The 20609-nt window shown below is 30.5% G+C and carries 14 protein-coding genes and 2 tRNA genes; 6 read left to right on the top strand and 10 right to left on the bottom strand.

Features of this window, described 5'->3' with window-relative positions:
• Positions 1–29 precede the first annotated feature (29 nt).
• The 3 genes from AWN65_RS12985 to AWN65_RS12975 form a co-directional block, all read right to left on the bottom strand.
• Positions 30–935, bottom strand: coding sequence for a DUF3078 domain-containing protein (locus tag AWN65_RS12985; RefSeq protein WP_060383535.1), 906 nt, complete (start codon positions 933–935; stop codon positions 30–32).
• Positions 936–1004: 69 nt separating this feature from the next.
• Positions 1005–1078 (bottom strand) — tRNA-Ala (locus AWN65_RS12980).
• 62 nt (positions 1079–1140) lie between these two features.
• Positions 1141–1214, bottom strand: a tRNA-Ala gene (locus AWN65_RS12975).
• 59 nt (positions 1215–1273) lie between these two features.
• Here AWN65_RS12975 and AWN65_RS12970 point away from each other — a divergent pair.
• The gene (locus AWN65_RS12970) at positions 1274–1606 is read left to right on the top strand and encodes a 2Fe-2S iron-sulfur cluster-binding family protein (protein WP_060383534.1); all 333 of its coding nucleotides are present in this window, start codon (positions 1274–1276) and stop codon (positions 1604–1606) included.
• A 65-nt stretch (positions 1607–1671) separates the two neighbouring features.
• Here AWN65_RS12970 and AWN65_RS12965 read toward each other — a convergent pair whose 3' ends face one another.
• From AWN65_RS12965 to AWN65_RS12935, 7 genes are all read right to left on the bottom strand, one after another.
• Complete coding sequence (locus AWN65_RS12965) at positions 1672–2442, bottom strand: DUF3050 domain-containing protein (RefSeq protein WP_060383533.1); 771 nt, start codon at positions 2440–2442, stop codon at positions 1672–1674.
• A 76-nt stretch (positions 2443–2518) separates the two neighbouring features.
• Complete coding sequence (locus AWN65_RS12960; RefSeq protein WP_060383532.1) at positions 2519–3697, bottom strand: acyl-CoA dehydrogenase family protein; 1179 nt, start codon at positions 3695–3697, stop codon at positions 2519–2521.
• A 567-nt stretch (positions 3698–4264) separates the two neighbouring features.
• A complete protein-coding gene (locus tag AWN65_RS12955; protein ID WP_060383531.1) occupies positions 4265–5386 on the bottom strand; it encodes a type II secretion system F family protein in 1122 nt (373 codons plus the stop codon).
• A complete protein-coding gene (locus tag AWN65_RS12950; RefSeq protein ID WP_060383530.1) occupies positions 5376–5867 on the bottom strand; it encodes a PulJ/GspJ family protein in 492 nt (163 codons plus the stop codon). Before AWN65_RS12950 ends, AWN65_RS12955 begins: the two co-directional genes overlap by 11 nt.
• Entirely contained in the window at positions 5857–6198 is a 342-nt protein-coding gene (locus tag AWN65_RS12945; RefSeq protein ID WP_060383529.1) for a hypothetical protein, read from the bottom strand. Before AWN65_RS12945 ends, AWN65_RS12950 begins: the two co-directional genes overlap by 11 nt.
• Positions 6173–7234 carry a hypothetical protein gene (locus AWN65_RS12940; RefSeq protein WP_145902569.1) on the bottom strand — a complete coding sequence of 354 codons (1062 nt, stop codon included), beginning with the start codon at positions 7232–7234 and terminating at the stop codon, positions 6173–6175. The genes AWN65_RS12945 and AWN65_RS12940 overlap by 26 nt, the downstream gene beginning before the upstream one ends.
• Before the next feature lie 136 nt (positions 7235–7370).
• Entirely contained in the window at positions 7371–7913 is a 543-nt protein-coding gene (locus AWN65_RS12935; protein WP_145902568.1) for a toxin-antitoxin system YwqK family antitoxin, read from the bottom strand.
• Positions 7914–8131: 218 nt separating this feature from the next.
• On the opposite strand from AWN65_RS12935, the gene AWN65_RS12930 reads away from it, so the two are divergent.
• From AWN65_RS12930 to AWN65_RS12910, 5 genes are all read left to right on the top strand, one after another.
• Positions 8132–8638 carry an OmpH family outer membrane protein gene (locus tag AWN65_RS12930; RefSeq protein ID WP_060383526.1) on the top strand — a complete coding sequence of 169 codons (507 nt, stop codon included), beginning with the start codon at positions 8132–8134 and terminating at the stop codon, positions 8636–8638.
• Entirely contained in the window at positions 8625–9224 is a 600-nt protein-coding gene (locus AWN65_RS12925) for a hypothetical protein (protein ID WP_060383525.1), read from the top strand. Before AWN65_RS12930 ends, AWN65_RS12925 begins: the two co-directional genes overlap by 14 nt.
• Positions 9221–14923, top strand: coding sequence for a hypothetical protein (locus tag AWN65_RS12920; RefSeq protein WP_063743567.1), 5703 nt, complete (start codon positions 9221–9223; stop codon positions 14921–14923). Before AWN65_RS12925 ends, AWN65_RS12920 begins: the two co-directional genes overlap by 4 nt.
• A gap of 92 nt (positions 14924–15015) precedes the next feature.
• On the top strand, positions 15016–19899 hold the full coding sequence (locus AWN65_RS12915; RefSeq protein WP_063743568.1) for a hypothetical protein: 4884 nt from the start codon (positions 15016–15018) through the stop codon (positions 19897–19899).
• Positions 19899–20603 (top strand): hypothetical protein, encoded by a 705-nt coding sequence (locus AWN65_RS12910; RefSeq protein ID WP_063743569.1) that lies wholly within the window; start codon positions 19899–19901, stop codon positions 20601–20603. Before AWN65_RS12915 ends, AWN65_RS12910 begins: the two co-directional genes overlap by 1 nt.
• Positions 20604–20609: the final 6 nt, after the last annotated feature.

Here is a 20609-nt window from a genome sequence, read left to right as displayed (position 1 = left end):
AGATTTTAGAAAGTTTTATTAGGAGTTTTCTAAAAAGAATAATTTAAACCAATACCAATTATCTGCTTAAATTGAATTTTAGCTCCTGATGTAATTAATTGTCCATTTATCTCATTTTTAGTCTTAACATCATCATCATATAACAAATTGGAATTAATGTTTGCTGAAACGTATTTATTGATGATGAAATCAAATTGTAATTGCCAATTTACGTCTATGTTACCAAAATTATTTAGATAGTCTGTGTAAAGATTAATTTTGTTTTCTAAATAAATATTTTGATATATTTCGTCTTTGTGAAAAGCGGTTAGAAGAATTCCAATTTCGTTTCGATATTTTTTTCCTTTTTCTACGCCAAAAGCACCTTCGTTCGCTAAATCTGTATTAAAGACAAAAGTAGATTTTTGAGTTAAAGGAGATAAATAGATTTTAAAATTTTGATCTTTATCAATATATTCAGTACCAATACCTATGAATAGATAAGCTGGGGCAAAAAAACTAGAAATAGGCTTCTCAAAGTTAGGATGCTTATATCCATTTGCAAATTGAGTATTGAAATTTAATTTAGCGGAATAGTGCCAATTAGAAATACTATCCTTTTTAAAACCTAAAGTAGAATTTAAGAGAAAGACATCTTCTGTTTTTCTTATTTCTTGACCATCTTGTTTGTTTATACCATAGCGAAATAATAGCTCATTATGCCATTTGATGTTTTTATGCTGGAAAATTCTTTTGAAATCACCTTTAATCAGACCCGAAATAGAATTGTTACCACCCGCATTCCAATTAATAAAACTTATTTGATTAATGTCTAAAGAAATTTTATTTTGTTTCTTCCAATGTGTTACAGTATCAGGAAGAGTTGTTATGATTTCTTGAGAAGAAGCTTTTAAGAAACAAAATAAAAATAAAATAAATAAGGTCTTATTTTTCATTTTATTATGAGATAAAAAAAACGCCTCTAGGAGACGCTCTCGGTTTTTGGTTTTGGTTAGTTAATTTAGTGGAGAATATCGGAGTCGAACCGATGACCTCCTGCGTGCAAGGCAGGCGCTCTAGCCAGCTGAGCTAATCCCCCATGTTTTGTCAAATATATTATTTTTTTCTTTCTAGAAAAAATATTCTAAAAAAAATAAAAAGTGGAGAATACCGGGCTCGAACCGGTCACCTCTACGCTGCCAGCGTAGCGCTCTAGCCAAATGAGCTAATCCCCCAAAGTTTTGTCAAATTTAATATTTTTCTATAAATATCGTTACTTTTGTAAGAAAAAAATATGTCTTTAGATATTATCATAAAAATAACGGATAGAGAAGGAGTAACTCATGAAGTACAAGCACCAACAGATATGAATATGAATATTATGGAACTTGTTCGTGCGTATGAATTGGCCCCTGAAGGAACTATAGGTATTTGTGGAGGAATGGCTATGTGTGCTTCTTGTCAATGTTATGTTTTGAATAATGTAGAATTACCTGAAAAAAATCCTGATGAAGAGGCTATGCTTTGGGAAGCTTTAAATGTAAAAGAAAATAGTCGTTTAGGTTGTCAGATTTTAATAACTCCTGAAATTAACGGATTAGAAATAGAATTAGCCCCTGCTGAATAAGAAACTATTCTGCCCGAATAATAGGATAATTAAGAGAAATTAAATTTTTCGGGCAGTTTTATTTTTTAGATAGAGTCAATTGCTTTCTCAATTGCATTCCACAAAGCAATTCGTTTTTCCAAAGCTTCAATTGCAATGATTTCCATTTCATTCCATTTTTTTGGGTCGTTGTTTGCTAAGTATTCAATCATTTTCATAGCCATGGGACCGTGTTCGTCCGCATCAAGTTCTATATGTCGTTCGAAATAATAAATTAATTTTGAAAAATCTTTTTCAGGAAATGATTCTTTAAAATTTTTCAAAATAGCCGTAAACATGCTAGGTATTAGATCTTCTCTCCCAAAAGTAAACGCGCTTGCTATTTCATGAGCTTGTCCTTTTTCAATTACATTAAAAGTAAAATTTAAAAAGTCCTTTATAGCTTGTCCTAATTCACTTTCATTAATGCTTTTGAAAATATTTTGAGTTTCATCAGTATGTTTCAAAAATTTCTTGATTTCGCTCGTAGAAGCACCACAGTCATACATAGCTTCTAAATACATTTCATAATGACTTAGACGCCTACCATCTAGAGCTAAGTCAGACTCTTCTGCTAAAACTATTTCATTGATTAAATAACGAGTTTCTGGGTTAGGGGAGGCTTTCCATGGAGTGCTAGTGCACGTTAATTGATTTTGTAGTGCTTTTAATAAAGACATAAAATCCCAAACAGCGTAAATGTGATGTTCGAGAAATATATTAAGCGATTCTAATGTTTTGATTTTAGAATACAAAGGATGGTTTAATAGTATATCCTTTTGTGTTTGGATACTTTTATGGATAGATTCTATGCTCATTATTTTAATAAATTTCAACAAAAATAATAAATGCCTCCCTAATAGGGGAGGCATTTATATGATTTTTATTTATGTACTATTTGAAAGCAGGAAAACCTGTTATATCCATACCTGTAATTAATAAATGAATATCATGAGTTCCTTCGTATGTTACTACAGATTCTAAATTCATCATGTGACGCATAATAGAGTATTCTCCTGTAATTCCCATTCCACCCAGTATCTGGCGAGCATCACGAGCTATCGTTAGAGCCATGTCTACATTGTTTCTTTTTGCCATGGAGATTTGAGCTGATGTAGCTTTTCCTTCATTACGTAAGACACCTAATCTCCAAGTTAAAAGTTGAGCCTTTGTGATTTCGGTAATCATTTCAGCAAGTTTTTTTTGTTGTAATTGAGTTGCGCCAATTGGTTTTTCAAATTGAATGCGTTCTTTGGAATAACGTAGGGCTGTGTCATAACAATCCATAGCAGCCCCAATTGCACCCCATGCAATTCCATAACGAGCCGAGTCTAGACAACCAAGAGGAGCGCCTAATCCTGATTTGCCAGGTAGTAAGTTTTCTTTAGGGACTTTTACATTATCAAATATAAGTTCTCCTGTTGCAGAGGCACGTAGAGACCACTTGTTATGGGTTTCAGGTGTGCTAAAACCATCCATTCCTCGTTCAACAATTAATCCGTGAATACGACCTTCTTCATTTTTTGCCCAAACTACTGCAATTTGAGCAAAAGGAGCATTAGAAATCCACATTTTAGCACCATTTAATAGATAATGATCTCCCATATCTTTGAAATTAGTTACCATACCCCCGGGATTTGATCCGTAATCAGGTTCTGTTAATCCAAAACAACCCATCCATTCTCCTGTAGCTAATTTAGGTAAATATTTTTGACGTTGTGCTTCAGATCCATATTTCCAAATAGGATACATGACCAATGAAGATTGTACAGATGAAGTAGAACGTACACCAGAGTCTCCTCTTTCTATTTCTTGCATTATTAAACCATACGAAATCTGATCTAATCCCGCACCACCATATTCAACAGGTATATATGGCCCAAATCCGCCTATTTCACCTAATCCTTTAATAATTTGATGAGGAAATTCAGCGCGTTGTGCATATTCTTCAATTATAGGTGATATTTCTTTTTTTACCCATGTACGAGCAGCATCACGTACTAATTTATGCTCTTCTGTTAAAAGATCATCTAACTGGTAATAATCGGGTGATTGAAATAAATCCGGTTTCATATCGTTTGTTTTTTATTGTGAAAAATATACTAGTTAAAGGTGTTTCAAAACGACAAGATTGTTATTTAACTCGTTTCAGTTGTTTAGATCTAGTTACTCAACCGAAATGAATTGCATAACTTTGATAATGAGACAAGCTAAATAGAACGTTGTTACTTTTTGGACAGCCTTAACAAAAATATATAAAGATTTTTATCTAGCAACTGATAAATGTTATGAATAGTCTAAAAAAGAAAATAAATAGGTTCTTGATAAAAAACAAGTTAAAAAATGGCCCTCTATATGAGCCTTTTATTTTTATTATAACCTCAAATTACGCATTAGAGAATTTTAAAAAAACTTTATTGATTTCCTAATACTTTAATTTTTTAAAAACTAGAATTGATAAAAATTAAAACATTTTATTTCAATGAGTTATAAAAATTAGTTTTTCTAATGCGTAATCTGAGATAAAGGCGAACGCATAATTTGAGCCAGAATTTTTTTAGTTTTCACTGTTCAACTAGTATTATATATTATCGTTTAAACAGTATTTAATTTCATTGTTATTTATGTTAAGGAAGACTATTAATTTTTGATAATTTTACTTAAGTCAAACATAGGTGCATACATTGATACCATAATGATTCCTACTATAATACCTATAATGATAATAAGCATAGGTTCTAAAATTACGCCAATCATTTTGGTTTGATAATTGACTTCCTCGTTGTATTGTTCAGTTAGTTTTTCGAACATGGTGTCTAACTGATTAACTTGTTCTGATACCTCAATCATAGATACCATCTTGGCTTCAAAAACAGGATGTTTTTGTAAACTTTCGCTTAAAGAAGCACCTTTTGTAATGTCTTTTTTTATGGTTTCAATAGCGTTTTCTATTGGGTAAAAGCCTATCATTTTGGAAGTAAGTGATAAAGAATTAATCAAAGTAGTACGCGAAGTGATAAGCAAACTCATGGCTTGGCAAAAACGAGATAGATAAATTTTTTGAATTAGATTGCCAAAATAAGGTAATCGTAAAATGAGTCCTGTTATAAATGCACGATATTGAGTATTTTTTTTAAAAGAATAATGAGCTATTAATGAAATTATAATTACCAATAGAATGCCACTAAATATTTTGCCTGAATTATTAGATAAGTTGATAATAATTTGAGTGCTTTTAGGCAATTCATTTCCAAACTGTTTAAAAACAGAACTAAACATAGGAACGACCTTGTTCAGCATAAAATACAAAACTAAAAAGGTTACAATCAATACAATTACAGGGTAGGTTAATACCGAAACGATTTGACGCTGCATTTGTATTTTACGGTTGAAGTATTTTTGTAATTCATGTAAAATTTCTTCTAACTTTCTCGTTTCTTCACCTATTTGAATGCTATAATATTCATAAGGTGAAAATTGATTTGTTTCCTTTATAGATTCGTATATGCTTCTTCCCTGGCTTACCTTAGTTTTTACTGATATTATAATTTCTTTCTCGTTTTTATGAGTAGATTGATTACTCAAAATTTCTAATGCTTTCTTGAAATCTACTCCTGATTTTAGTAAAAGACCTAATTCTCTATAGAAATTTTCTTTTTGTTTATCAGAGATTTTTTTACGTAAACTAAAAGAGAATGCACCTGAAGCTTTTTTTGTATTTGAGGTGTTCTTTTTTTTAAGGATTTTTAAATCAAAACTCATTTTTAAATTTTTTTGATATCAAATCGTAGGCAAAAATAGGTTTGTAAAAATTTAAATCCATAAGAATACTATCTGAACTGATTTTTATTTTTATCCTTTGAAAATGTGTTTTTTCAGAAACATCATGAAGCGAATCAATTTGAAAATGACGAACAGTAATTTTAAAAGTATCTACAAAAGTTTCATTGCTTCTAATTATATTTTCTTTTTCAAAATAATAATTAGTATACATTCCAGTATAATTTGAAAAATGCACTGTATTATCAATTATTTCCATCTTATCATTATCAAAAATATCTTTATTAATACTATATGTGAGTCTATTTAAGTCATGGGTAGCCTGATTTTGTTCTTTGTAATTTAACATCCTTTCAGTTATGATAGAAAATAAAGTAAAAGTAAGTCCTATAATAATTGCTGTAATAGCCATAGATAAAATAGCTTCCAAAATAGAAAAAGCTTTTAAATAATTATTCTTCATGATTAAGTATGTAAAACTTTTTTGTAAGCTCTGTTTCAGAGCTATCTTTGTATGAAACTTTTATTTCTTTTAAATTTATATCTATTAGTTTCGTCTCTATAGTAATATTTTCTGCTTCTTGTACAAGTGAATCGAGTTGTAATTGTGTAAGATAAAAAAGACCGTTAGTTTGATGTTGTGTTTGATAGTATTTAGGTGCTGACTTTGGAGTTAAAACGGCTGAAAAAATTAACATAGCTGTGTACAAGCATATTGATATGATACACAATGCTACCACAGATTCTAGAATTGAATTAGCTTTTACTTTATTTAAGTTTTTTAATGACACCATATTTTGTATTTGGATTTATAAATAAAGGAAAATCCATGAAATAATAAGGTTTTTTAGTAATATTAATTGTGAGATTATGTAGTACATTTTCATGTACAGAGGAGCTAGTTTGTCTAAAAACTTTATTAGTAAACACAGAACCATATACTGTTCCTTGTAAATCAAGTTTGCCAGTACAATAAATAGAACCAACTACTAAATTCTTATCTTCAATACTAATGCTATTTTTACTAATATTTTCTATTCCATTCCCAAATAAAACTACTGTGCCGAAAATTTTAGTTTCTTTTCCAATTTTAATTTTAGTTTCTTCGTTTTCTTGGCTTTTAAGAATAAGTGCGGAAGGATAATTTAGAATTACCTTAGTGCCAACATTGATTTTTTGGGTTGCTATAAATTGAGCATTTCCTTTGAAGCCTTCTTCTATCGTTATTCTTGGCGAAACGACGATAACATCTTCTAAGATTGCACTTTTAGTAATTTTAATAGAATCTTTGTTGCGTAATATAAAATTACCTTTTATTATAATATTACTCAAATTACTATCTATGTTTATTTCTTCAGTTGGTTTGGTAAATGAATTAAAAAATAAGGAATCCTTTACTTTATTGTTATTATTTAAAGTGTTTTTATTCGTTGTAAATCCCTCTAAAATTTTATTAAATTTAGGATTTATTTCAGGTAAACGAAGTTTTGAAATTTCTTTTCTTCCAATATGTGTGAAAGAGTTTATTTCATTGGTTAGATAAGTAGGGGATATGTAATTTGAAGGAAAATAAGTTGTTCCGTGTAACTTTATGATTCCATTATACCCAATATTTTGTGTGAAATTAGAAATATAGAGTGCTGTTTCTAGATGATTGTAACCACCAATTAAATGGGTAGCTGTAATCGTATCATTTTTAAAGACAGATTGCGTAGTAACTACGTTAAGTAAACCATACGGTTTTGTATTATAACTATTATGAATTGAATTGTTTTCATCAGTGAGAAAATCGGTGGTTTCATTCAAATTATTTCCCAATGCAAAATTCAAGGCAGATTGATTTTGTATATATAATTCCTCTTCTAAATTATAGTGTAGGTTTAATAAACTATATAAATTGAAAAAATAGAGTAAGGCTCCACAAATAATGGAAATCAATAAACAGATATAAATTGCATAAAGAAGACTATGCGCCTTGAGCATCATGATTTTTGTTTTTTTTACAAAATAGACGTTTGAAAAAACTAGCTTTACCAGATGTGTCAGGTTTTTTTTGAGTAGTCCTATTTGCTTTTTTGGGTGATATGATTTTGCCTTCCTTGTAAAATAAGGTGTCTTTTCGTTCAAAATGAATCCAAATTTTAGCTTTTAAATCATTTTTATAAAATCCACGCTCAATCATCTTTCCCTCTGTATCAAAAGAAAAATACTCACCATGTTTTAGTCCAGAAGACCAATGTTCTATGAATGCAATTTTGCCATTAGGATGCCAAGATTTCCATTCTTTTATTTTTAGACCTTTTTTAAAAGTTCCTTGTTCAGCCAATTGGTTGCTATGGTAAAATTTTGAAAATTTACCATCTAACAATTCACCAGCAATACCGTATTGAGAATTATGTATAAGTCCACCTTTAAACCAGAAATAGTCTTTGTTAATTTTAGGCGTTTTCTTTTTATTCGTTGTAAAAAACTCATAACGGAAGTCCTTATCTGAAATTCTCTTGATCAAAAAAGGGTCTTGAAAAGAGCATAATAAAGAATAGATAAAAAGTAGAGAAGTAAATTTAAAAGTGTTTTTTTTCAAGGTTTTTGTAGCATTGATTAAAAAAGCGCAATTTAAATTAAATTTTCTTTAAATAAATTTTTGTAAGAAAAAAAATAAAAAACAGTTGTTTGAATTTTTCTAAAGTCTTTAAAAGTCTTACTTTTGTAAGAAAAAATAAGAAAATGCGTTTTAGTTGGGAAAAATGCAATGACAAAATACTACCTATTGGGTTAATTCTTCTATCCTTTGTTGTAATATTATTAGTTGTTTTTCAGGTGTTTAAATCACCTGATGTAGTGTGTGTAAATAATGCAAAGCTTTTTGAAGGTTTTAATATGACCAAAGAAATGAAAAAGGCAGGAGATCGTGAATTTAGAACACAAAAAGCGGTTTTAGACTCCTTATATGCTAAAATTAATACACCTGGGAATGAAAACAACGAAAATTTAAACAAAGAATTTATCTTAAAGCGAAACGAATTCGAACAAGCAAGTCAAGCATTTGTTATGGAAGAATCAGCTAAAATTTGGAAACGACTTCAAGAGTATGTTCAAGAATATGCTACTCAGCAAAACTATCAAGTTGTGATAGGTTCAACACAAGAACAGCAAGTTATTTATGCTAATCCTAAAGTAGATATTACGCTTGATTTAATCCAATTTTCAAATCAAAAATATGAAGGAAATTAAATTGGTTCTACTCTATTTCGTAGTGCCCTTTTTCTCTTTAATTTCTTGTAAAAAAGATCCTAAAGATGATTCTGATATTCGTTATCAACTCTTCCAATTAGAGGGACGTGGATGGAAATCGCGTATGCGTACTCAAAAAGTAGACGATATAGGATTTACGGCTACAGAAGTTCCTATTCAGTACTATTTGTTAAAAAATCAAGGTAGCCAAGATTTATGGGCTATAGACTCTATTTATAAGGCTAATAAAACAGAGCGGGTGATGGAGTTTGTTTTTCAACAAGAAGAAGAAAAAGAACTACTTGATCCTTCTTTTACGGGAATTAGTTACGAGGAAGGCCTAAAGTATTTAGCTTTTGGGATAGATCAAGATTTTTATGTAGTAACATCCAAAAAAGATACGATTCCTTGTGCTGGCGTAAATTATGAAAGGACATACAAAATAACACCCTATCAAAAAATACTGCTGTATTTTTCAGGGATACAACCTGATGAGGAAGTACAGTTAATATACAAAGATAAATTATTTAAAAAAGGGACATTAAAATTTAAATTTAATAGTGCCGATACTCAAATAAAGCTATGAGGAAAATTAGAGAAAGTCGTTTTTCAAAGATTGTTGCGTATTACTTGTTGATAAATTTAATTGTAGAGTTGATGACTCCTACAGCAGCTTATGCTTTGACAACAGGTCCTACACAACCTGAATTTAACTCCTTTACACCTATTGCCACATCAGATATGGTGGATTTATCAAGTGGTGATTTTAATTATAATATTCCTATCATGGATGTGGGGGGGTATCCTATTAACTTAGCTTATAATTCAGGAGTTACGATGGATCAAGAAGCTTCTTGGGTGGGATTAGGCTGGGATTTGAGTGTAGGTCAAATCTCACGACAAGTACGTGGATTGCCCGATGACTTTAAGGGGGATGTTATGACTTATGAAAATAACATGAAACCTAATATTACCATTGGTAGTTCTGCCAATATTTTTATTTCACCATTCGGATTAAAAGAAAAAGCAGGGCTTAGAGTTGGCTTTGGTCTTGGAATAAAGTATAATAATTACGACGGTGTTGGTTTTTCAACTAATGGAGGAATAAGTTACGATATTAGTAAGAATTTATCTGTCGGATTAAATCTGAATTCTTCTTCTACAGAGGGAGTTAGTGTTTTACCTAGTGCTTCATTTAGTCTTAAGACTAAGACTGTTGAAGAAAAAAGTAAAAGTGTCGGATTAAGCCTAGGAGTTGGTTTAAACAGTAGAAAAGGAGTAGAAACTTTTACAGCGTCGGCATCTTATACTAAAACAGATAAAGAGGCTCAAAGGTCAGTAAAAAATCAGGACGGAAGTATAACAGAAGGAAATAAAGCTCAAGGGCAAACAGGTTCTGTTGGAGGAGGATCTTTATCGTTTACAAACACATCGTTTACGCCCACTAAAAGAATAGGTATGTCTTCTAAAAACTATACCTTTTCTATGAATATTGAAATTGCTACGTATGGCATAAACCCAGGAACAAAATTTTCTGGATATAAAAATGAACAAGGGATTAAAGAATCTGAAAAAAATAAAACAGAAAAAGGATTTGGTTATGAAAATACTACTCTGGCGGGATATTCAGATATCTTAGATTTTAATCGTGAAAAGGATCGAGAGTTAAACGAAAATACTATATCATTACCCATTACTAATTATTCGTATGATTTGTATAATATACAAGGTCAGGGAATTAGAGGTATGTTTAGACCTTATAGAGGGCAAGTAGGTCTTGTATATGATAATTATACTACTGATGAAAGTTTTGGATTAAATTTGGGAGGTGAAATTGGCGCAGGTTCAGGTGCGCATTTTGGCTTTGATATAGATGCCACAGAAAGCATTAGCTCTTCTGGTCTTTGGCAAACGTCTCCAATAAAAAGATTGTTAGAAAAAAAATCAGGAAACAACCCAAACTATGAAAAAGTTTTTTTCAAAAATATAGGAGGGTTTCATGTAGACAAAGACATGAAGCAACTTTTTTATAACTCAACACTATCAGATCCTAACAATCAAACCAAACTAGGAGGGTATAGTCCTGTAGCTTTTAAAATAGAAGGAGCTAAATACAATAGGAATGCTAGTTTGTTTTACTATGATAAATTTTTATATAAGACATTACCATTAGGAAAAGAATTACAGATTAAAAGAGGGGATCATCGTGTAAATAGAGGACAAAGCATCGAAAAAATTTCAGTTGAAGAAGCTCGTAAGTATGGTGAATTTTCAATAAATCCATTCGCAAGATCTAAAAAGCATCATACCGCAGCTATTAGAATAACGAAAGAGGGGGGAGAACGATATAATTATGATAAAACAGCTTATAACGTTGTTAAGAAGGAAGTCACTTTTGATATTTCAGGAAGAACACCTGAAACTAAAAATAAAAGAGGGTTTATTAATTATGTTCCAGGAATTGATAATTCAACAGGAAATAACAGAATAGGAGATCAATACTTTAATAGAATAACTACTCCTGGGTATGCACATACTTATCTTTTAACTTCTGTTTTGTCTTCAGATTATAGAGATATTGATGGGAAAAAAGGGCCTACAGATGGTGATTTAGGGAATTACACTAAATTTTCATACGAAAATAAAGGAAAGTTAGATGGAAAACTTTATACATATAAATGGAGAGTTCCTTACGAAAAAGCACTTGCAAATTATGATGAAGGGCTAAAATCTTTAGATAAAGATAATAAAGGAAATTATCTCTATGGAGAGAAAGAAATGGTTTATCTTCAAAAAATAGAAACCAAAACGCATGTAGCTATTTTTTCAATATCTGCAAGAAAAGACGGACATGGTGTAATGGATGAAAATGGAGGGCGCGATGATAATCCAAATCATCCTTGGTCTAAAATGTGGAAGCTAGACAAGATTGCCTTATATTCAAAACCAGAATATAGTGCCAAAGGAGAAAATGCTATTCCTATAAAAGTAGCTAATTTCGTATATGATTATTCATTGTGTCAAGACGTACCAAATAATAATAAAGTCTCAGCCAATGAACCTAATGAAATTGAAAACCAAGGAGGAAAATTAACCTTAAAAAAAATTTATTTTACCTATAGAAACTCAAATATGGGGAAACATACTCCCTATATATTTAATTACGGATATAATCCTAAATATGATCAAAGGGCAAATGATGTGTGGGGCAATTATAAACCAGAGGAGGCTTCTAGATATAGCCCATATGATCCTTTATCTAATGCTGAATATCCGTATGTAGAACAAAGGAGTCAACAAAATGCTGATTTATATACATCAGCTTGGTTGCTAAATTCAGTAGAACTCCCTTCGGGAGGCATATTAGACATAAAATATGAATCAGATGATTATAAATATGTGCAAGATAAAGAAGTCATGCAAATGTTTAAAGTGGTAGGTGTAGGAAGTAAATCAAATCCTTCCGCGTCTGAAATAAATAGTAGAGAGCTTTATACGCCTGACTTTGTAAATTTAAAAAATTATTTATACATCAGGTTAGATAAAGTATGTACACTTGAAGAATTTCAGGAGAAGTATATTAAAAAATTAATAGATAAAGATATTTATTTTAGATTTTTACTCAATATGAATAATGTTCGATTTGGACAAGATAAATATGATTATGTTACAGGATATATCAATATAGAATCATCTGGACATAATACAGTAAGAATTGGAGATGTAAGTTATGGAGTACTTAAAATCAAAACAGTTACTAAAGGAGATGGTTTAACTGCTGCTTTACCTGTAAATCCAATTGCTAAGGCAGGATGGTTTTTTGGTCGTCAACACTTGAATAAATTAATCTATAATAATACAGGAGAAGAAGATAGACAACTAGATGATGTTAAAGGGGTTGTAATGGATCTTATGATGTTAGTTCCTCAAATTGCAGATATTTTTAAAAGCCCCAACGCCCAACTTATAGAAAAAGGCATTGCTATGTATTTTATTCCAAACAAATCATGGATTCGTTTAATGCAGCCTGATGGACGAAAATTTGGGGGAGGAGCAAGAGTAAAAGAAATAAAGCTAAAAGACAGATGGGATGTAATGACTGAACATAAAAATGAGGAAGCTTATATGCAGGCCTATGGTCAAGAATATATTTACAAAGATCAAAAAGGAAATTCATCAGGAGTAGCTACTTATGAACCTATTGGGTGTAAAGAAAATCCGTTAGTCTTACCTTTCTATGATCACGCTCATAAAGAAACACTTTTAGGGGGCGATGTGAAAAACTATGTTGAAATGCCTTTGGGAGAATGTTTTTATCCATCTCCTAAAATTACCTATGCAAGAGTAGCCGTAAAAAATCTTACGAGAGAAAAAAAGATATCAGATTCAGAAAAAATAGTTGTTAAAAAACATGCTACAGGGCAGGTAGTCTCTGAGTTTTATACTTCAAGAGAGTATCCTACTATTGCTGATTTTACAAAAATTTCTCCTGAATGGGATCATTCAGATATTGGTACATTATTAAATCTAGATGTAAAAACACATTTATCTTTAAGTCAAGGATTTTTTGTTCATACTAATGATATGGATGGAAAACTTAAAAGCCAAAAAGTGTATGCAGAAGGGCAAGACACCCCAATTTCAGGTATGGATTATATTTACGACAACTTGACAGAAAAAGTTTCAGGTCAAGGAAATCTTAATAATGAAATTACTACTATAGATGAAAATGGAAAGGTAGAAAAAAACATTGTAGGAGTAGATTATGATGTAATCAATGATTTTAGAATTAATCAATCAGAAACACAAAATATAGGAATACATTTTAATACCGAAATGTTGCCTGTTATAGTTCCTATTTTTGTCCCCATTCCATTACCTATATATTCTCATCATGAAAATATTTTAAAAACTGTAGTTACAACAAAAGTAGTGCACTCTACAGGGATTTTAAGGGAAACCATTGCTTACGACTTAGGTTCTCAAGTAAGTACACGTAATCTTGCTTGGGATGCTAACACTGGTGAAGTTATATTAACAGAAACCATTAATGAGTTTAATGATAAGTATTATTCGCTTAATTTTCCTGCTTATTGGGCTTACAAACGTATGAACCAAGCTTCGCTAAATTTAGGCTTAGAATGGGACTTACAATTTGATCCATTTCGTAAGAAATATGAGTTAACAGGTGGTGAAATTGCCTCTAATTATCTAGTTGAAGGCGATGAAGTTTGGGTTACTCCTGCCTCTCCAAAAGAGGTTAAAAACAAAGAATTTAGAGCATGGGTGGTTAATATTAATACTATTAATAATAAAAGTACTTTTGATCTAATTGACGAAAAAGGTGTTAAAGTAAGTGATAAAATCAGCGATGATAATTCTAATTTAAAAGTAGTAGATCAAGGAAAATTTAAGGTTATTCGTTCAGGGTATGCTAATATGGCGAGTGCTTCTATGCAAAGCGTAACGCTAATGAAAAATCCATTAGAAAACTTAGTAAAAGATCCTGTAACCAATCAAACATCGTTAGGAACCAATCCTTTTTTATCTAAAAACTGGAATGATTACAAAATTGTTAATGTTTCGGCTATAGAGTATAATGATATTTGGCCAGCTCAATGCAATGGAAATATGCCTAGAATGATTTTTGATGCAAATAATCAACTTGTATTCCAGTACAATCAAGATAATTCTAATTTAGATTTTGATATTTTAGAAGAAAAATCATACAACCCATATTGTTATAATATACTGGGTATATACAGACCCATAAAGTCCTACGCTTACCTTACAGGTAGAAATAATAAAGATCATCATCCTAGGCATTCTGGATTCCTTAATGATTTTAAATCCTTTTATATATATGACCCAGGAACCAATACTTGGAAAATATCTACAGAAGGATATAAATCCTGGACTTTTGCTTCGGAAATTTCACAGTTTAATCCTTGGGGACAAGAAATTGAAAACAAAGATGCGTTGAATCGATATTCTACGGCTTTATATGGTTATAACAACCGTTTTCCTATAGCTGTAGGATCTAATACCCGATACAAAGAACTTGCTTTTGATGGTTTTGAAGATTATGACTTTAACGAGAGTACCAATCCAATAAAATCTCATTTTAATTGGCAAGAAGCCCTGAAAAAAGAGCGTATTACTATAACTGATAAACAAGCACATACAGGTAAAAAAAGTATTCGTGTGGAGGCTCAAACCAAGGCAACACTAACTAAAAAATTAATAAACTGTAACGGTCCAGCGGTTCCAAAAAGTACAAAATAATTCAGATACATATAATACAATATAGATATCGTTATTATAAATATAATCTAATAGTGATCTTCCTGTTGTACCACTGAAAAAAAATCGAATTTATGAAACTCATACAGAACATATATCTCTATCTTTTTATTCTACTAAATGGTTTTGGCGTTGTGGCTCAAAATTATAACGACGCTGAAATAGGATTTGATCTCGTTAGAAATAAACAAAACCTAGGAAAAACAAATAATAGAACTTCTATAAATGCGCAATCTGAAATTGACAAAGAAATTGATGCTATCTTAAAAGAGAAACAGTTAGTAAATGATATTATCAAGAAATATGGAAAAGAAAAGAAATTCTTAAATAGACAAATATATACTGACGTATCTACTGCTGAACGATCAGCTTTGCGTGCTATTTTTGATGCTACTAATGGTTCTTCATGGAATAGGAATTTGAAATATAAATGGGATTTCAACTCACCTGTAATTGATTCGTATGGAAATTCAAATTGGCAAGGAGTTTTTACTGCAAATGGAAAAGTTATTGGGCTGAAATTGGGTATGTTAGATTATTATACAAATTTAGATATTGAAGGTGAATTACCTGATGTCTTTAATAACTTAGAAAATTTAGAATTCCTTGATTTGTCACAATGTAATAAATTAAGAAAAGATTTACCTAATTCAATATATAATTTAAAAAAACTAAGAAGCTTAAGTGTGTTTCATTGTGAAAATCTTCCGTTTACTATTTCTCCAAATATTGGAAATTTGTCTAGTTTGGAAGAAATAATACTTGAGGGATCTAATTATAGAGGCGCTATTCCAGCATCTATAAATGCCCTATCAAAATTAAAGAGAATAATTATCAGATCTAATTTTTCAGGTGAATTACCTAGTTTTAGTAACTTATCTAATTTAGAAACTTTTATTTTGAGTTTAAATAATGAAGATCAATTGTATGGTACACTTGAGGGAAAATTTGGTGAATTGGAAAAGATTGATCTAATTCAAATTAGAGGAACTGCAATTATTGGAGGAATTCCTGAGCATTTTTTTGATTCACCTACATTAAGGTTTCTTGATCTTTCCTATAATAGCCTCAACGGACCATTACCAAATAAGTTATTTCAAGGGGTAAGCCTAAGAGGAATCGATTTAGCTAATAATAAAATTATAGGTAGTATACCTGAAAATATTCCATTAAACTCACCATTGAGAAGTTTATGTTTAGGATTAAATAATTTGTCGGGAAGATTACCAAAATCTTTGATTAATTGTAGAGAATTAACAACTTTAACTTTTCATAATAATGATCTTTATGGCGAAATTCCAGATGTGTCTAAAAAAAACTTGCATGCTTTATTAAGTGATAATAATAATTTAAGATTTATAGATTTCAAAAGAAATTTTTCTTCGTTTCAGAATTCTGTTGGTAATAATATATATGATTCTAATCGTAATGAAGGATTTTCTTATGCTCCTCAAAAAAGGACAGATTTTGTGGAGATTATAAATGCAAATATTGGAGTAAATATAACGCTTACAATGTGTAAAGATGGTAGATATTTACCTAATGAAGATACTTTTCAGTGGTTTAAAGATGGTATGCCTATTACAGACGATTCCGTTAATAATAGAGAATTGAAGCTTACAAATATTAAAGCATCAGACGCAGGAGTTTATATTTGTAGATCAAAAAATCCGATTATAACAATTTCAGATGTTGATCATAAGAATCTAGTATTAGAACGAAACCCCATCACGCTCAATGTGACCAATTGTAAGTCGTTAGCTGCACGTCTTTATATGGATGATGGAAGTGAGTGCAAACCATCCTGTACGTATACCTGTGGTGATAATCCTATTAGTTCAAGATTGATAGTAACAGACTTATTGCAATCAACGATAGATCAGCTCAATAGCGGGACTTATTTTTGGACCATAAAAGATCCAAATGGAAACATCGTTTATACCACTTCTGATAAGAATTTAAATTACACCTTAACCACAGTAGGAATCAATACAATTGAATTAAAATTTACCACCACCACAGGTTGTGTGTATGATTATAAAAGTACTACAGAGGTAAAGAAATGCCCTTGTAATATACCTGATGGTAAAATTGTTATTGGTCCGAGACCCGAAGGTAAGATTGTTGTTGCTTCGGGAATAACGGATTACAAATGTGGTAATAAAGTTATAGAGAACTTAAGATTTGAACCTGATGATAAGAATATTGATTTAAGTAAGGCTACTTATCAATGGGTATTCAAAGATGTTAAAGGTCAGATTATTAGTACTGTTAATACACCTAATGCAGGTGTTACTTTTAGTATGCCGGGTTCAAATAGCATTGAGTTAACGGTAACTTTAGATGGTTGCTCAAAAGTAATTAATCCTTTAGAAGTAAAGGTTGTAGAATGTTGTGATCTCCCATTTCCTGGCGTAATATTGAATTTTGAACCTAAAACTAATGATGAATTTTTTTCACAAGGAAGTTTCCAAAGTTTATGGAGTATTACTAATAAAGAGCATAATCCAGCAGTAAACTCATGGGTAGAGTATGTTGACCAATATGATAATTTAAAAAAATTCTATACGGGTGGTTCTGAAAATGGATGTCAATATTTAGAAGGAAAGATGATAGGACGCATTAATGAAGTTGAATGGTGTAGCATTATTCAAAAAGGACAAAATCCGACCAAAGATCTAGAATTGAATAAAACTAAAGAAAAAACACAAGCTCTTTTAAAAAAGATGAATGTAAACTGTGTTGGAAAGGTTTCTCATTTTACTTTTTCCGCTTCGGCAAAGGATGTAGAATATAGTTGGAGCATGGTTGATCCTTCGGGGGTAGTTGTTGATAAGGTTACAGAAATGAAAGGGTATTATCAATATACCCCTACTAAAGTGGGAAGTTATAGATTAAATCTTAAAATAACCACTGCCGAAGGTTGTATTTCTGAATTCTTTTATCCTTTTGAAGCACAAGATTGTTTTCAATCATGTATTACTGCCAATGGTAATTCTACTGTAGTAAAAAAACTTGTTCTGAATTTATTGAATCATTTACGTCAAAAAACACTTAATGGAGAAAGTATTCCTTCAGGATATATTTGCGACGAATTAATTGATCTTAAACCTTATATTACTTATTCATTACCTAGGATTTATGGGTTTTCAATGGATGATAAAAGTATGAAGTTCTGGTTTCGTCCTTTGAAATTTATAGATAAAGAACCTGATTTTATAGCTGCTGATTGGAATACAACCAATAAAGATCTCAGTTTTTCCGATCTTGATTTGTTGGGATATACATCATCTGATTATCTTAATTTAGATGGTAAACTCATTTTGTCAGATGGATCAAAACCTGGCAAAGTAGAAATACGTCATATTAATTTTTGTCCAGAACAATTACTCCTCGAAAAATGTAAAAATCATGTAGCTTTAGTTTTAGATGAGTCAGGTTCATTAGATGAAAGAGAAAGAGCACAGTTGAAAAGACAATTATCAGCCTATTTTACCCAACAAGCAGAAATAAACGAAAAACAGGGAGGAAATATGTATCTGTCCGTAATTGGAATGTCTAATACAGATGAAGGCGAAGTTACAGTAAATACACTTCCAAACACTTGGCGTAATGATTATATTGCACCTATTAAGATTGACACTAATAACTTGAAGTCACACTTTTTACCATGGCTCTCAAATTATTGTAAAAAATACAATAAAAAAGACAATGTTACAGGCTTAAGTGAAGGATCTGATTTTTGGAGAAGTGGTTTAGAAACAGTCTTATTTCTTGCTAAAGAATCATATTTAAAACTAAATATGGTTATAATGATTACAGATGGTTCACAAACCACTGATTTAGATAAATTGCAAGCTACAATGCTTAAATTTAACAACAAAAGTTTACACAAATTGTCGGGTGGTCAAGAAAAAAAACCACATCTATTTGTTATAGGAGTAGAGAATGGTTATTATGTATATAATAAAGAAACAACCCTCCCTCTTTTAAAGAGAAAAGACCCTAATTATACAACATCAAAACCTGTGGTCGTTCAAAATGATATTCAAGAGGAAACTAATAGCGTGAACGAAAATATAAGCGAAGTAAATCTATTAGAAGAAGATAATTCAGTAGAATCCCTTAATTTTTCAGAAAATAAATTGAAACAGTCGATTGCTGGTACCACACAAGAAGGAGCTCTTACATCATCTTTAGCTTTATCGTTAAAATATTTATTTGATCTTGAAAATGCACGAATTCCAAAAAACTCGAGTATATTTCCTTCTTACTTTAAACCAAATGAAAACCCTAATTTTCAATTAGACTACTTTCCATTACCTGATTTCAAGTTTTTAGGAGAAGAAGTTAATGATGATTTTTTATCTAAAGGTATTGTTTTGGCAGATCTTGGCTGTCCTTATGAAGGAGGAAAAACAAAATGTAGTGAATGTTATTCGTTTCAGCCCGAACCTAGTAGAATTGTAGAGTCAACAAAAATTCTTGATTCAAAAAATTATATTTTAGGAGCTTGGGTAAGAGAAGATACAAATACTCAAGTTAAAGAATTTACCAATGTAAAAATTCAAGTTTCATTTGAAAATGCAGATAGAAAAAAAATAATAACCTATGCTTTTAAACCAAAAGGAGAAGTCGTAGAAGGATGGCAACGTATAAATGAAAAATTTAATGTTCCTGTTGGATCTGAATTCATGATTATAGAATTAGTTAACGATAGTAAAGGAACCCCTGTTTTCTTTGATGATATCCGTATACATCCTACTAATGGTAGTATGAAATCTTTTGTATATGATCCAGGAAATTTCAAATTGATGTCCGAATTAGACGAAAATAATTATGCTACATTTTATGAGTATGATAACGAAGGAGGTTTGATTAGAGTAAAAAAAGAAACCTTAAAAGGAATTAAGACCATACAAGAAACCCGTTCAGGTAATTATATAAAAGTTAATTAATGAAAATAATACATAATATTCTAATTCATATTTGTTTTCTAATTTCATGGTCTATATGGTGTCAAACAAGTGATCAAGTAATGAAATCTATGATTACTAAATACACAGAACCTAAACCATTGAAGTTTGAAATAAAGTATAACCTTTATAAAAATCACCTTACAAATGTAATTCATGAGAGTTATTTAGGATCATTTATGAAGAACTCAAAAAATGAAGTTTTAATGAAAGTAGGTAATAATGATATTGTTACAACTACAAAGTATGTGATACAAGTTGATCATAAACATAAAACAATGTTGATAAATAATGCGCCAAAATCTTCATCTAATTTAACTAAAGATATAGAAAATCTTGTGCGTCTTTGTGAAGAAAATTCCTTTAAAGATTATAAAGATCATTGGGAAATAACCTATGTTCCGAAACAATTTTCAGGACTATTATATTCAAAAATTCTATTGAAAATTAATAAAGATTATACACTCAAAAAACAAGTTTTTTATTATAATACGAAATATAACTTTTCAAGAGATTATAAAAAAGATTCGTCTGAATTTCCAAGGTTAGAAATGATTTACAACCATTATAACCGTAATGTACAGTTAGATTTGATTAATTCAGATTTGTATGTAAAAATTAATAATAAAACAGCTATAGCCTTACCAAAATACAAGTCATATAAGATTTTTGATTCAAGGAAATAGCAAAAC

It is taken from the genome of Flavobacterium covae (assembly GCF_001534645.1).
Lineage (GTDB): Bacteria > Bacteroidota > Bacteroidia > Flavobacteriales > Flavobacteriaceae > Flavobacterium > Flavobacterium covae.
This window is presented reverse-complemented; position numbering and strand designations above follow the sequence as displayed.

Excerpts from the sequence above, each read along its gene's own strand:
- AWN65_RS12930 (WP_060383526.1), top strand. The coding sequence starts at position 8,132 with ATGCGTTTTAGTTGGGAAAAATGCAATGACAAAATACTACCTATTGGG.
- AWN65_RS12960 (WP_060383532.1), bottom strand. The coding sequence starts at position 3,697 with ATGAAACCGGATTTATTTCAATCACCCGATTATTACCAGTTAGATGAT.
- AWN65_RS12945 (WP_060383529.1), bottom strand. The coding sequence starts at position 6,198 with ATGGTGTCATTAAAAAACTTAAATAAAGTAAAAGCTAATTCAATTCTA.
- AWN65_RS12910 (WP_063743569.1), top strand. The coding sequence starts at position 19,899 with ATGAAAATAATACATAATATTCTAATTCATATTTGTTTTCTAATTTCA.
- AWN65_RS12950 (WP_060383530.1), bottom strand. The coding sequence starts at position 5,867 with ATGAAGAATAATTATTTAAAAGCTTTTTCTATTTTGGAAGCTATTTTA.
- AWN65_RS12915 (WP_063743568.1), top strand. The coding sequence starts at position 15,016 with ATGAAACTCATACAGAACATATATCTCTATCTTTTTATTCTACTAAAT.
- AWN65_RS12920 (WP_063743567.1), top strand. The coding sequence starts at position 9,221 with ATGAGGAAAATTAGAGAAAGTCGTTTTTCAAAGATTGTTGCGTATTAC.
- AWN65_RS12965 (WP_060383533.1), bottom strand. The coding sequence starts at position 2,442 with ATGAGCATAGAATCTATCCATAAAAGTATCCAAACACAAAAGGATATA.
- AWN65_RS12970 (WP_060383534.1), top strand. The coding sequence starts at position 1,274 with ATGTCTTTAGATATTATCATAAAAATAACGGATAGAGAAGGAGTAACT.
- AWN65_RS12955 (WP_060383531.1), bottom strand. The coding sequence starts at position 5,386 with ATGAGTTTTGATTTAAAAATCCTTAAAAAAAAGAACACCTCAAATACA.
- AWN65_RS12985 (WP_060383535.1), bottom strand. The coding sequence starts at position 935 with ATGAAAAATAAGACCTTATTTATTTTATTTTTATTTTGTTTCTTAAAA.
- AWN65_RS12925 (WP_060383525.1), top strand. The coding sequence starts at position 8,625 with ATGAAGGAAATTAAATTGGTTCTACTCTATTTCGTAGTGCCCTTTTTC.